The 13461-nt window shown below is 47.1% G+C and carries 17 protein-coding genes; 13 read left to right on the top strand and 4 right to left on the bottom strand.

The window, feature by feature from the left end; translation table 11 throughout:
- The first annotated feature begins 108 nt into the window (after positions 1-108).
- The 5 genes from ADN00_RS20535 to ADN00_RS07960 all read left to right on the top strand — a co-directional run bounded on the left by ADN00_RS20535 (position 109) and on the right by ADN00_RS07960 (position 3505).
- Positions 109-450, top strand: a complete 342-nt coding sequence (locus tag ADN00_RS20535; protein WP_152966291.1) for a family 16 glycoside hydrolase — start codon at positions 109-111, stop codon at positions 448-450.
- Between the two features lie 160 nt (positions 451-610).
- Positions 611-1468, top strand: a complete 858-nt coding sequence (locus ADN00_RS07975) for a hypothetical protein (RefSeq protein ID WP_075062444.1) — start codon at positions 611-613, stop codon at positions 1466-1468.
- Positions 1469-1692: 224 nt separating this feature from the next.
- Positions 1693-2157 carry a hypothetical protein gene (locus ADN00_RS07970; RefSeq protein WP_075062443.1) on the top strand — a complete coding sequence of 155 codons (465 nt, stop codon included), beginning with the start codon at positions 1693-1695 and terminating at the stop codon, positions 2155-2157.
- A 160-nt stretch (positions 2158-2317) separates the two neighbouring features.
- A complete protein-coding gene (locus ADN00_RS07965; protein ID WP_075062442.1) occupies positions 2318-2833 on the top strand; it encodes an Imm63 family immunity protein in 516 nt (171 codons plus the stop codon).
- 183 nt (positions 2834-3016) lie between these two features.
- A complete protein-coding gene (locus ADN00_RS07960; RefSeq protein ID WP_075062441.1) occupies positions 3017-3505 on the top strand; it encodes a hypothetical protein in 489 nt (162 codons plus the stop codon).
- Positions 3506-3810: 305 nt separating this feature from the next.
- Here the strand turns inward: ADN00_RS07960 and ADN00_RS07955 are convergent, their stop codons facing one another.
- Positions 3811-4692: an alpha/beta fold hydrolase gene (locus ADN00_RS07955; protein WP_082389981.1), complete on the bottom strand. Its 882-nt coding sequence runs from the start codon at positions 4690-4692 to the stop codon at positions 3811-3813.
- A 50-nt stretch (positions 4693-4742) separates the two neighbouring features.
- On the opposite strand from ADN00_RS07955, the gene ADN00_RS07950 reads away from it, so the two are divergent.
- Positions 4743-5681: a helix-turn-helix transcriptional regulator gene (locus tag ADN00_RS07950; RefSeq protein ID WP_160317489.1), complete on the top strand. Its 939-nt coding sequence runs from the start codon at positions 4743-4745 to the stop codon at positions 5679-5681.
- A gap of 230 nt (positions 5682-5911) precedes the next feature.
- Positions 5912-6379, top strand: a complete 468-nt coding sequence (locus ADN00_RS07945) for a GNAT family N-acetyltransferase (RefSeq protein WP_201781166.1) — start codon at positions 5912-5914, stop codon at positions 6377-6379.
- A gap of 267 nt (positions 6380-6646) precedes the next feature.
- Here the strand turns inward: ADN00_RS07945 and ADN00_RS07940 are convergent, their stop codons facing one another.
- Genes ADN00_RS07940 through ADN00_RS07930 form a run of 3 tightly spaced genes read right to left on the bottom strand, consistent with a single transcriptional unit; the run spans position 6647 to position 8530 of the window.
- Entirely contained in the window at positions 6647-7021 is a 375-nt protein-coding gene (locus tag ADN00_RS07940) for a GntR family transcriptional regulator (protein WP_075062438.1), read from the bottom strand.
- 6 nt (positions 7022-7027) lie between these two features.
- On the bottom strand, positions 7028-7681 hold the full coding sequence (locus ADN00_RS07935; protein ID WP_075062437.1) for an ABC-2 transporter permease: 654 nt from the start codon (positions 7679-7681) through the stop codon (positions 7028-7030).
- A gap of 6 nt (positions 7682-7687) precedes the next feature.
- Positions 7688-8530 carry an ABC transporter ATP-binding protein gene (locus ADN00_RS07930; RefSeq protein ID WP_075062436.1) on the bottom strand — a complete coding sequence of 281 codons (843 nt, stop codon included), beginning with the start codon at positions 8528-8530 and terminating at the stop codon, positions 7688-7690.
- Between the two features lie 382 nt (positions 8531-8912).
- Here ADN00_RS07930 and ADN00_RS07925 point away from each other — a divergent pair, with 382 nt between their 5' ends.
- From ADN00_RS07925 to ADN00_RS07900, 6 genes are all read left to right on the top strand, one after another.
- Entirely contained in the window at positions 8913-9278 is a 366-nt protein-coding gene (locus tag ADN00_RS07925; RefSeq protein ID WP_075062435.1) for a hypothetical protein, read from the top strand.
- 271 nt (positions 9279-9549) lie between these two features.
- Positions 9550-10194 (top strand): hypothetical protein, encoded by a 645-nt coding sequence (locus ADN00_RS07920; RefSeq protein ID WP_075062434.1) that lies wholly within the window; start codon positions 9550-9552, stop codon positions 10192-10194.
- Positions 10195-10311: 117 nt separating this feature from the next.
- Positions 10312-10956, top strand: a complete 645-nt coding sequence (locus ADN00_RS07915; RefSeq protein WP_082389979.1) for a DUF3267 domain-containing protein — start codon at positions 10312-10314, stop codon at positions 10954-10956.
- A gap of 119 nt (positions 10957-11075) precedes the next feature.
- Positions 11076-11879, top strand: a complete 804-nt coding sequence (locus ADN00_RS07910) for a YwqG family protein (RefSeq protein WP_075062432.1) — start codon at positions 11076-11078, stop codon at positions 11877-11879.
- A 194-nt stretch (positions 11880-12073) separates the two neighbouring features.
- A complete protein-coding gene (locus tag ADN00_RS07905) occupies positions 12074-12721 on the top strand; it encodes a chloramphenicol acetyltransferase (RefSeq protein WP_075062431.1) in 648 nt (215 codons plus the stop codon).
- A gap of 153 nt (positions 12722-12874) precedes the next feature.
- Positions 12875-13228: a hypothetical protein gene (locus tag ADN00_RS07900; RefSeq protein WP_075062430.1), complete on the top strand. Its 354-nt coding sequence runs from the start codon at positions 12875-12877 to the stop codon at positions 13226-13228.
- The last annotated feature ends 233 nt before the right edge of the window (positions 13229-13461 follow it).

Below are 13461 nucleotides of genomic sequence, written 5' to 3'. Positions count from 1 at the left end.
CATCGGCTCGTTTCGGTGGTTCTGGTATAAGCGGTTTGATTACTTTCCATTGTTCGTCTGTAAGGTCCATCGGCTCGTTCCTCGTGAGGATTTGAGCCTGAGTTTACCATTTTTGAGATAGCTTCTAATCAATTCGATGGTGAAGTTTTTCTAAGGGATCATGAAGGGGCTTTTCTTAGTTATGAACTTGAAGAAAATTCAATTGAACTTAATAGGGAAGGTGGCAATTGGCTAGATAGCAATAAAACTTTTGTAGTACCAAAAGATGAATGGACGAAAATTCGCATTAGCGCAATTGGCTCAAATATCGATATTTTTATAAATGGAAATGTATTCACTTCAACCTTATCAGACAATCAAAATCTACCATCTGGCTCAATAGCAATAGGAGCCAGCCCAAATGCAAAAGTGTGTTTCGATAACATTAAGGTGTTTTCTGTAAACAATTAATTTAGAAAACGCCCAACACAGCGTGCAGCGGATTGGCGGGATTCTGCGCGATTTATAAGCATTTTTCTGGCTTTGAGTTTTTCCTGCTCCCAAGCATTGTCCACGCCCGCCCACACGTAAGTAACACAAACCGTTGGGCACCTTCGTTTTCAAGGAAAAGATGGAATCTCTAAATAACATTTTGGATAACCGAGAGATTGCAATAATTATATGGTTGGGGGTGTTTTTTGTTTGGGCGCTTTCCCAAAAGAAAATTCGCAAATCGTTTGTGAAAGTCTTCAAAACATTCGCTCAAAAAGTGATTTTTATTTCATCGATTCTGATGGTGTTGTATATCGGAACAATGATCTATCTTTTGCACAGAATAAATTTATGGAATATTTCTTATCTGAGCGATACCATTATTTGGATTTTAGGTGTTGCTTTTGTTTTGTTCGTCAATATTAGCCACGCACGAGAAGATGATTATTTTCGAAAGGCTGTTGTCGATAACATCAAACTTGTTGTCTTTATCGAATTCATTACGGATCTTTATGTATTCAACTTATGGGTGGAACTAATTTTGGTTCCAGTCTTAGCATTACTTGGAGCCTTGCTAGGCGCAGCATCAGCCCGTCCTGAATTCAAACGGGTTGAATCTCTGCTTGCGCCCATTGTAGGGCTAATTGGTGTTGGATTCCTTGCGTATGCTATTTACAACATGATTGTTGACTTTGGAGCATTCCTATCCATGCAAAACTTGCTAACACTCCTTATGCCGCTAATTCTGACAATCTTGTTTTTGCCGTTTGTTTACGTACTTGCGGTTTATGTCGTTTATGATTCGATCTTCATGCGAATAAAAAAAATTGTTGCGAATCCCAAGTTGGCAAACTATGCAAAATGGCAAACCCTGTTTGCGTTCCACCTTAACTTGAAAGCATTAAACAAATGGTTAAGAAAAGTTGTGGTTTCAAAGTTAGAAAGCCGAGAAGCCATAAAACAAGCAATTTTGAGTGTTAAAATGAGCGGTGCCTAACAAAGCGTGCAGTGGACAAGTGCGAGCGTTGCCCACACTTGAGGGGATTCAGCCCCGAAAGCGGGATTCTACCCACCCGCGGATATCCTCTACGGGGACGATCCCCTGCGGGGACGAAGTCGCAAACCGTTAGGCCACTTTGTAATCAAAGTCGCTGGGCGTAAAAAGTTAAATGCGCTGATAGGAAAGTCTAAAGTCATATACAAAAAGTAGCCACTTCCAAAATGAAACTGCCTTCACAGATTGATATTCAAGTTGTTTGCAATGATGAGCAAAATTTGGGCGATATTATTGTCCGAATGATTGTGCGTTCAGGAAGCAAAAACCCTTTCCAAGTTTATTTTCCAAAGACAAATAAAGAAGGTAGAACATCCATAACCGCCAGTGAATTTCGTGACCAATTTGATAGCCATTATGAAATCGGCTTAATGGACTACAATGGGTCTATAGAAACTGCGTCTCAAGTTGCCGCCTTTGATTTGCAATACCAAGATAAATTGTATCCTTCCCTAGAAATTGCTCGTAAAAGACCTCTATTGGGATACGAAAGACTTAAATGGCAGACCAGCGGCGAAATGATTGCTTATTTTCTTTCATGTCGAAACAGCGAATTTTTTACAGAGCCTCAGTCGGTAGAAATTCATCTTAATGAAGTTATTCAACTCGTAATAAGCAAGAACGCGGCCTAACACCGCGTGCACTTGACTGGTGGGACTGCCCTTTGGGCATGCGGCTCCTCAGGTAGTTTCCATGCCCAAAAAGAATCCCGCTCCCAGGCAGAGTCCACGCCCGCCCCAGCGCCGCTAACGCAAACGGTTAGGCTATTCCTTCCTACAGAAGCCAGGTACCATGATATTAAATTTGCCACAAATCCAATACCAAGTCGAAAAGCTGGCGAAAATAATTGGAGCGCCAAGAAATATATTGCCGACTTTTGGGTATTCTGAACAAAGCGGGCGGCCCCACATCGAAGTTGATTCCAGGGGTTATCATTATGTCAATGCTGAACGAGGCCATGAATTCAGCCGGCAAATCACATTGGATTTAGACGAACTCCTTTACCTGGTTTTTGCTGATGTCACTTTTTCTCTTTCTGTAGAATATGAATTGGCCCATCGCATTGAAAACCAGGATGGTCGAAGGATTATGTTCCCCCATCAAGTAGAACTATTATCGCTGCTCTCTCCCAAATGGAGTGAGCGAGAATCTTTGGAACATGAACGAATACTCAGACAGTATCCATTTGACGACAATGCAGGTATTCGAGCCACACTAGCAGGCAATTTGAGAAAACAGGGCTATGCTGAAGAAACGATTTTAAAAATGATTTACGAAAAGTATCCATTACCAATAGAACACGCCTAACCTTGTTTGCACCTGACGTTGCGTGGCTTCGAGCAGATTCGCGTTCCGCTGCCTACCCGCAGGGTATCCCTCTCAGCTTCGCTTCGGGGACGCTCCCCTGCGGGGATAATCCCCTGCGGGGATAGTGCCGCAAACCGTTGGGCGGCATTGTGTAGAGGATCGTCCTCGGAGAAGGGATGGATTATGTTTCAGGTCAGCAAACTGAAGACCTTTGGGCGAGTGGCACTTCTGGTGCTTCTGCTGGCGACAACCATGGGACCCTGGTTTGCCGACAGCCACCCGGCGACAGAAGAATCGTGCTCTCGCCCTCTTGTCTGGCTGGGTGATGGTTATTGCGCGTGCCTGATACCTCTCAAAGATTATGTGGAAGGTGCCTTAGGCCACGATGTGATGTGGCTCCTCTGCCTGCCGCCAGCGCTGCCTGTTCTCAGTACCCTGCTTCTCCTCCTGTTCGGAGAGCGCCAGTGGCTGTGGATCTGTCACCTGAGCGCATGGGGAATAGCAGGTATTTACGCGTTCCTTTGGTTCGGCGGAGCCTGGTATGCGCACCGGGGTGTACTGATTTTATGGGGTGCCGGGCTCGGTGGCGTGGTAGCCGTCGCCCTATTGATAGGGGAAATGCTGATAGCAAGACTCCAGTTTTCCATGAATCACCGTGAAGAATTGTCTTGATAAATTCGCGCTCACTCCAATGAGCATGGGCCATATAAAACCGCCTAACGATTGGTTATCAATAGAAAGCGCTCTCCGCGAAGCACACAACGTGCTGAATGGAGAGCGTTTTTTGTTTTTCTACCCCATTTTCTGATGTTTGAAAATGGGCGTTTCCTGCGGGCAGAGCCGGGAGATTAAAGGGGGAGTGGTTCATAAGTCAAATATTGAGATTGCCTCGTTGCCAGTAAAGTCCATCGCTCACCGTCTCGGCATCCTTCGGGAATGGCAAATGTATGGGTATTAAGATATGGCAGCACCTCAGGTTAATGAATCCTGCTCAGAAAATCCAGTAACAATTTGACAAACCGTTCAGGCTGTTCGTAGCTGGGAACATGCCCGCTGGATTCGATGATCGTTTTTCGAGCGTCGGGAATCCGTTTGACCATTTCATCAGCAGCGCGCAAGACCTCGCAATGATCAAGCGCTCCGGCGACAATCCATGTGGGGCAGTTTACCGATTCCAGGCGGGCAATGGCGGGAGGGGTAAGCGGGCTGGCTGGCTGCATGTCGGCGGCAAAGAACGTATTTTGCGCTACAGGAATCCGATTCATCTCCAAAGCTTTTTTGCGTAAAGTCGAGTCAACCTGGTCTGGTTCCCGTTGTTCGCCGTCCAGCCAGACGCGGATTTGAAGTTCGCTGGAGCGGTCCATGTCGCCGTGTTGCATTGCGTCGAACATCTCCATGATATAGCGGGGAGGTTCTACTTGTAGTTCAAAGCCGCTCGGGGTTGAGTCCACCAGGGTCAAGGATTTGAAGCGTTGTGGTTGTTCAAGAGCCAGGTCGAGGCTGATCTGCCCGCCGTTGGAACATCCCACCAGATGTGCTTCTGTTACATCGAGATGATTCAACATTTGAACCAGATCGTTGCGGCGGCAAAGCGCACCCGTGACTGGGCTGGACTTCCCGAAGCCGCGCATGTCGTATCGAATCACGTGGAAATGTTTTGCCAGCGGCTCCCAGATGGTATCGAACATTCTGCTGTCCAGGAAGGCGGCGTGGGACAATACAAGCGGCATTCCCTCGCCCGCGGTCTCGTAATACAATTGCCCATCCCCCAAATCAAAATAACTTTTTGTTGTCTTAATCATTACGTTTTTCCTTTTGTTTTCTGGTATATTTTGATGATACACGCCATTGAGTGACATCTTGTGTCACTCAAAAAATGAGGAAAACAGCCATGCGAGCAGACCGATTGTTGTCGATCATTCTCTTGCTGCAAACGCGCGGCAAGATGACCGCCAAAGCATTGGGGGAGGAATTAGAGATCTCACGCCGAACGATCCTGCGCGACATCAACGCATTATCCTTTTCGGGTGTGCCCGTTTACAGCGAAGGCGGGCACGGGGGCGGGTTTTCGCTTGACGAGGCGTATCGCACCACGCTGACGGGTTTAAACACAAAGGAAGTGCAAAGCCTGTTTGTCAGCAGCAACAGTGAAGCCTTGCGCGATGTGGGTTTGGGCGACGCCGGAGAACGTCTCTTACTTAAGCTATTGGCAGCTTTACCTAATCCGCATCATTCCACCGCCGATCATATTCGCCAACGCCTGATGATAGACCCGACGTGGTGGTGGCACGAGACTTCAATCTCGCCTTATTGGGAGGAGATTCAGCGGGCTGTGTATGAAGACAGAATGATCCATGCGCAGTATGAGAATTTTGACGGTAAAATTGCAGAGCGCACGCTGGCCCCCTATAGCCTGATCTGCAAGTCGAGCGTGTGGTATTTACTCGCCGAACGCGACGGGGAACTGCGTACCTATCGCGTCAATCGTTTCCATTCAGTGCAACTGCTCGATGGATCCTTTACCCGCCGTCCCGATTTTGACCTGCCGGCATACTGGCGCGCGCACACGCAGAACCTGGAAAATTTTTCGTCCGGGTACCATTGCACCTTAAGAGTTCACCCTGAGCGGATATCATTCATCAAAACACTGATGCCCGGGCGCTGGGAAATGGCCGCTGACGCAGAAGATAATGGGTGGAAGACAATATCCCTTTCCATGGATTCTGACTTGCAGGCGAAAATGCTCGTCTTTGGCCTGGCTGGCTTTGTAGAGGTGGTGGAGCCCGGCGAGTTGAAAGAGGCAGTTGCAGCACAAGCGCGTGAAATATTGGAACAGCTTGCTTTATGAGGCATTTGTTCACGTTTGAAGAAGAAGTTGCATAAGGGAAGGGAAAAATATCAGACAAACAGTTGCAAGGCAAAGACGGCTGCTACGGATCATTGAGATAGGTCCTGCTCCCGCCCACCCGCAAGTATCCCTCTCAGCTTCGCCTCGGGGACGATCCCCTACGGGGATGATCCCCTACGAGGACGATCCCCTATGGGGATAATGCCGCAAACCTTAGGAAATCGATAACCATGTCACTACTGATCCAAGAAGTTCCTGTAACAAATGCCCCAATCGAGCTGCTGCTGCTTGCCGATCCCTCGGAAGACAAGATTCGCTCTTATCTTTCCTCCTCCAAGTGCTTCGTTGCTTCAATTGATGGAGATGTGGTTGGTGCATGCGTCGTGCAGCCGCGCGGCACAGACACACATGAGCTTATGAGCATCGCTGTTCACCCGGCCCACCAGAAGTCTGGATACGGCACAGCGCTATTGAAATGGGTGATTGATTTCTTTCGCATCGCTGGCGCGCGGCAGCTGGAGGTGGGCACCGGCACCTTCGGCTATCAACTCGCTTTCTACCAGCGGCAAGGTTTTCGGGTTACCAGCATTGACCATGACTTCTTTGTCAAGAACTACCCCGAGCCAATCTTTGAGGATGGAATACAGCTCTTTGACATGCTGCGTCTTACGCTGAAATATTCGGGGAATGATGCCTGACAATTCATTCAAGCCGGCGCTGCGCCGCGAAGCGGCGTAATTCAGACGTTCGATTGACACTTATTATCCCTCTCCCCCGCGGACCCAGACGCATGCACGCGTGCGCCAGGTACGCTCCGCGCAAATGCCAATAATTTTTAAGAATGGCGCGCCCTCTACACAGAAATAGAGGGCGTTTTTGTTTGATATTCTTGTGGAGTACCAGGGTTGTTTGACGCGGATTGGGTCACCCCTTTGCGAAGATCAGAGTTTTCAATAACCAAAAAATCAACCTTCATCATAGATTTTCTTGAGCATGGCGATGATCTCGTCGAGAGAAAGCCCGAGGGTTTTGTAATACTCTAAATCTTTGGCGAGCTTTTCGCCGGCCAGCTGGTCGCGCTTGGCGTTCAGAACGTTTGGCTGCAGAGAAGAGACAAAACAACCTTTGCCGGCCATGGTGTAAATCAGGCCGGCATGTTCCAGTTCTTCCCAGGCGCGTTTGACCGTGATCACGCTGATGCGCAGCTCTTTGGCAACCGTCCGGATCGGCGGCAGGCAGGTTTCACTGGGCAGCTGACCCTTAATGATCTGCGCGCTGATCTGGTCAAAGATCTGCTGATAGATCGGATCCCCAGAGGTGTTGGAAATAACAATATCCATGCGGGTTTACAAGTCCACTTTTTCGAAGTTGGCCGCTGATTTGCGGTAGGTCAGCCATAGAGCCAGGGCGAAGGTAAGCAAGCCCGCGATCAAAATGGGGAATTGGTATATCGCCATCGCCGGATCGGTGGTATCCAAATGCGTTTTGAGAACAGGAATCATCTGCACCGCTAACTCAACAGCGACTACATAAATCGTCACGGCGATGCTGGCGAAAATCAGGGGGATACCCACTTTGACGGCAGTCTTGTAGAAAAGCGGAAGATAAATGGCGTTGAAGAGACCATACATGATCAACACCAGGCCAAAGAAAGCCATGTTGGCTTCAATCCCGGCCAGGTTACCGGCGGCATTGGGGTTGATGCGGATGCCGATGATGGCAAAAGGAATGCCAATCGCGAGCTGCAGCAGTTCGATGATGGCAACGGTGACGACTCGAGACTTAACCACATCGCTTTTTCTAACCGGCAGGGAGGCGGTAAAAAAGATATCCTTGTTTTCTCTGGCAGACAGGAAAATGAAGAAGATACCCAGGCAGGTGTAGACAAAAGCCACGTAATAGGGATAAGAGGGGATCATCAGCATGGAGCCAATTGCCATAAACAGGTAGGTGGTCGGGTGCATCGCCAGTTTGAGTTCTTTAAGCAGCAGAGCTTTCATTTTTCTTTACTCCTTCTCGATGTGGATCATGATCGATTCGAGGTCCGCGGGGGCGATCTCCAACCCGTCCGCGTTTGGCAAGTTATCTGTGCGCAAGAGAGCGGTGAAACCAAAGTCATTCTTCTTGCAGCCAATCAGTTGGGGCAGCAGGGTTTCGGTGAGCTGTGCCCTGGTACCCTTGACGATTTTATAAGAATTGACCAGGTCATCTCTGGAGGTGCTGGCGATGATCTCTCCATTTTTAATGTAGGTAATGTAATCAGCACACTTATCGAGATCGGACGTGATCTGCGTGGAGAAGAGGATGCTGCGTTCGCTGTTCTCGATCAGCTCCTGGAAAAGTTCGAGCAAATCGTCCCGCGAGACAGGGTCCAGGCCGCTGGTGGGCTCGTCGAGGATCAAGAGGCGGGCGTTGTGCGAGAGGGCCATGGCAAGCGCGAACTTGACCCGCATGCCGTCAGAGAGTTCCTTAACGGTCTTGTCTGGGTCGAGGTCAAACCGTTTGAGGTAGCCGGCAAAGGCATTGGCATCCCACTCGGGGTAAAAGCGGCGAGTAACGTCGGCAATGACCGAAAGCTTTTTCGTTGGATAATAGGACACCTGGCCAAGCACCAACCCGATCTGCTGTTTGCAGACAAATTCTTCATCAGCGAAATTCTTGCCCATCACGGCAACCGTCCCTGAATCGGGGTGGACAAGGCGCATGATAGACTTGATGGTCGTGGTCTTGCCCGCACCGTTGCGTCCGATGAAGCCCATGATATAGCCCTGTTCGAGGCTGAAAGAGACGTTTTTGAGGTCAAACTTGGGGTAGTGCTTGTTCAGGTTCTGAACGGATAGAATTTCCATTGCTCCCAATACTCCTTCCAAACTGTATATATCGTATATACACAATGTAACGCTAAATGAAAGAGTTGTCAAAGGGAAATGGAGAAAGTCTTCCTGAATCAAGCAACAATGGATGCGCATCGAGTTGCGTATACAGGCGAGCTTCGCGCAAGTTCCGGCCGGTGATGGGATAGAAGCGCTCTCCGCGAAGCACACAACGGGGGCGCTTTTTTGTTGCGCGGAATTGGGGGGTGAGTATAATGAATAGCAGTGGGGATAATGAAGAAAGAGAGCTTTTCCTTGCCCAAATTCACGTACACTCTAGCACAGGTATCCCATACGGGGACGATGCCGCAAACCGTTAGCACACTAAAGAAAATGAAAAAAATTGAGAGCCAAAAATATGAATAAAATGAAACTCGGAAACTTTATTGCACAGACACTTACAGAAATTATTGATGGTGTCTCCATTGCCCAGGACTATGCAAAGGAAAAAGGTGCATGCATAAATCCTAAATATGTGAAATGGTCAGAAATCAGGGGCCATTATGTTGATCGAGTCGCATCTGGTAAGGACGAAAGTCCTTTACTTAGTCCTATTGAATTCGAGATTCTTCTAACCGTTGGTGAGGATGACAAGGCTCAAGGTGGATTAGGAATATTTGCATCATCATTAGGTATAGGCATCAAGGGAGAAACGAATGACTATTCGGAAACCATAAATAGAATTAAATTTCAAATACTTGCCATACTTCCTCAACAGAAGTGAGACTTATAATTTAATATAACATGATTAAAGATGCTATCAGAAAGGACATTCTTCTGATTGCAAACTTCATGTATGAACAACCTCTGACAAATAGCCTTTGCTTGAAAAAAAGCGGCTAATAAACGTGTAGACGCGATCGGCGGGGATTCTGCGGCATTTTCGAGCATTTCACGCAGCTTGGCTTTGAGCCGCTTTGTGGCAGTCCACGCCAGCCCCACAACCACTAACACTAACCGTTCGGCGACGCTCGGCACAAAAAGGTAAAAAAACCATGACACACACAAACGCCATTTTCGCTAATTTGGATATGTGGAGAAATTTGCCAGCGTACCAATTAGAAAGACGTGCTGATATATTCTTTTCGATATATCTTCCTGAAATTCTGTTTTATAAATTTGGTGTCAATATTGAAGGCATAATACCAGAATTTCCTATCCGTGTTGGGACAATTGATCACGATATAGACATCAACAAATCTTTCAAGGTTGATTATCTTGCAAAAGCGAGCGATAGTAAAACAATTATATTGATCGAACTCAAAACCGATGTAAGTTCACGACGAGATAAGCAAGATTGGTATTTAGATAGAGCAAAACAGGTTGGGCTGGTTGAATTACTAGATGGTGTTCGCAAAATATACAAAGCAACTAACAGCAAGAAAAAATATGAATTTCTGCTCGGTATGTTACAGAATCTAGAATTTATTGCCTTTGATAAAAACAAAAGTTTTGAAATTACGCAAGCCGATTACGATATTAAGATAGCTTACATACAGCCTAACAACCCTAAAGGACAAGAAAATGTCATCACATTTCAGGAAATATCAGAGATAATTGAAAGACATGGAGATGAGTTAAGTCTGCGTTTTTCAAAATCACTATTGAAATGGGCAGAGACAAAGGCAGGTGAACAATAAAACGCCGCATCGCGATCAGTCCTCGCCAGCCCGCGCGCAAGCCTGCACCCCGCAGGGGTATTGTACCCCGCAGGGGTATTTGTTTTCCCATTGTGGAGTTAGGTTTATGATTTCATTATGAAGGCAAATGTATCTCTTCCGTCCAATTATTCCCGTTACACCGTTATCGAACCATCCAAGAATCCAAAATTTATGTTTGGCGCAGTAATTGCTGGCATCGCGTTGCTCCTCATCACTGGTTGGCTGCTCGTGATGTTCGTAAACGCCCTTCGACCAACTGCCCTGAACGGGATGCGGCTTAATGATTTTTTCAGCTCGACTGCCACAGGTAGCTCCTTCGTTATTCCTCCATTCTTTTTTCGCAATCTCAGCCTCGCTCTGATTGCCGTTTTGATCCTTCATGAATTTGTACACGGCTTATTTTACTGGCTGTTCTCAAGCCAACCTCCGAAGTTTGGGTTTCAGGGGCTCCTTCCTTATACTGCAGCCCCCTCCGGCGTTTACTTTCCGCGAAACCAATTTCTTATCGTAGGTCTATCCCCTCTCGTGCTACTCACCGCGGTTGGGCTGTTACTCATGATGATCGTACCAATCGCCTTTGTACCCTTCCTTTTATTCTTTGTAGCCCTCAATGCCTCCGGAGCAACTGGCGACTTGATCCTGGTGTTTCAGCTTTTGCCGTTTTCTACCGATACAATGATGGAAGATAACGATTCGGGGTTGATTGTCTATGGCCCAAAGGAAGGCAGAAACGCAAGCTAATAATGCGCGCACCTGATGTGCCTGGCTTTAAGCTGCTTCGCGGCAGTCCACGCCAACCCGGTGCCAATAACGCAAACCGTTAGCCCGTTCTCTTTATCAAAGTTGTACTGGAGGGTTTTATGGTAGAAGTTGATTTACCAAGTGACTTGTTGATTTACAAAGAAAAAATAGAAGCCACTATCAAGCCATTTATCGAAATAAAAACAAAGGCGGTAGATAATCTCTCCCTTTGGCAAAGCAAGTTTGGAGGATTTCCTTATTTCCCAAAAGGTCTTCAATACCCAACAGATTCCAAAGGTCAAGCGATGTTTTTGCTTGCCCAAATAAACTTTGGTGAAACCCCCAAATTATCACCTTTTCCTGAAATAGGCATTTTACAATTTTATATTTCCAACGCAAGCGATGTTTATGGCGCATGTTTCGAAAGTCCTGCCAAGCAGGAAGATTTCAGGATTATGTATTTTCCTGAAGTCACAGAAGACGAGAGTTTTTTAGTATCAAAGTTTGATTTTTTACCAAAGCCTGATGTGTTGCCAATTGAAAAACAGTCTGCTCTTTCTTTCAGTCTGAAACATGCCCCTATGTCAGTTGTTGATTATCATTTTGAGCCAACAATCTTAACCATCGATCCTAAGATGAAATACGAACTTTTCAAGGAATACCAAAAGGTTTACGAAGAATACGAGAAACTATTTCGTTCTGATGGTCATAAAATTGGTGGCTATCCATATTTCACACAAAACGACCCTAGAGAGTTTGAAATTTATAAAGAGGAAGAACTTATGCTTCTTTTCCAAATGGATACCGACGATGAAGCAGGTATTATGTGGGGTGATTGCGGTGTGGCAAACTTCTTTATTTCGGAGCAAGATTTACTGAGTAAAAATTTCTCAAGAGTTCTTTATAATTGGGATTGTTGTTAAATCCAAAATAGTCTTATAGTCAAAAACGGGCTAACAAAGCGTGCACCTGACGCTGGAGACTGTCGCTTTCGGCGGCGCACGACAGCCCCACTCCCAAACACGCCGCTTCGCGGCAGGCCTTGTGCCCCAAAGGGTCTTAGGTCTGTTGGTTGATGTACAATGGAATTGTGCGCAATACCAGCAGGAGGTGAACTATGCGTCAGATCGATATCGACACCTGGCCCAGACGCGAACACTTCAACCTATACAATTCTTTTGAATTCCCACATTTCACCTTATGTGCCAATGTAGACCTGACGAACCTTTTATCGTTTGTGAGAGAAAAACGGGTTTCGCTCAATGTGGCGATTATTTATCTGGTAACGCGTGCGGCCAATCAAATACCCGAATTTCGCTACCGAATACGCTCTGGATCCGTCATCGAACACGAAGTTGTCCATCCATCCACGACGATCTTGGGGAAAGATGATGTTTTTAGTTTCTGTACATTAAACTACACAACGGATTTCTCGCAGTTTCTATCGAGAGCGTTGGAAAAGATCGCTTGCGTGCAAAAGAGGCCCAGATTGCTGGAAGAAGATCAACAGCGGGATGATTTGTTGTTCATGACAGCCATCCCGTGGGTGTCATTTACCAGTATTATGCATCCCATGCGGTTGCTGCCAGAAGACTCCGTGCCGCGGTTCGCGTGGGGAAAGTATTTCGAAGAGGGAAGCAAGATCAAGATGCCATTAAGTGTGCAAGGGCACCATGCGTTAATGGATGGTTTGCATGCCGGCAGATTCTATGAAGAAGTGCAGCAAACCTTCCACGATCCCAAGACCGTCATTACCGGTGTGTGAGAATGCCGGCGCCCATCTCGGCGCGCGCCGGAAGGTTGGGGTTCATATCAGGCGGATAGCAAAAATCGGGAAGAGAGCCCTTTTACTGCGAGCAGAGCAGACGATCGATGGAATGAGCGCGAAACCAGGTAATTGGTTCGTCTACGGAGATGAATGAAAGAGTCAATGAAAAAACAGTCCTGGAAATTAATTCCAAAAACCGCCTCCGGCAGATGGTCAGTTGTACTTATCGTCGCGATGCCAATTTTGTTTTCCATCGGCTCGTCATTCGCGAAGGGGTTATACCAATCGGTCCCGGCAGGGGATAGCATTCTGGCAGATATAAGTGCGAGACCGGCGCTGGCGTTTACCATGCTGGCTGGAATGGCTGCTGGAATTTCGGCCTTCATCACAGGTCTCCTGGCAATCCTCAGACAGAAGGAAAAGGCGCTATTGGTTTATGTGGCTACCGTGATTGGCGCGCTTTTTCTCTTCTTTCTTGCCGGCGAATTTATGTTTCCCCATTAAGATCGGCTGCGCCTGGGGACTTTTGCCGGTGATCAAGCTTAAGCCGAATTGGTCTAACCCGCCGCCGGCCTGTACCCCGCGGGGGATAATCCCCTATGGGGGATAAGGGGCTGTCCAAAAAGTAGAGGACAGCCCCTTTACATTTTTAAAAAGCAATGATTCAATAAAGGAATGAGAAGAAAACAAGCCCACCCCGTGTTTAAGCCCTATGTAATGAACCAGGTAGCGCTGCT

It is taken from the genome of Ornatilinea apprima (genome assembly GCF_001306115.1).
In the GTDB taxonomy this organism is placed as follows: domain Bacteria; phylum Chloroflexota; class Anaerolineae; order Anaerolineales; family Anaerolineaceae; genus Ornatilinea; species Ornatilinea apprima.
This window is presented reverse-complemented; position numbering and strand designations above follow the sequence as displayed.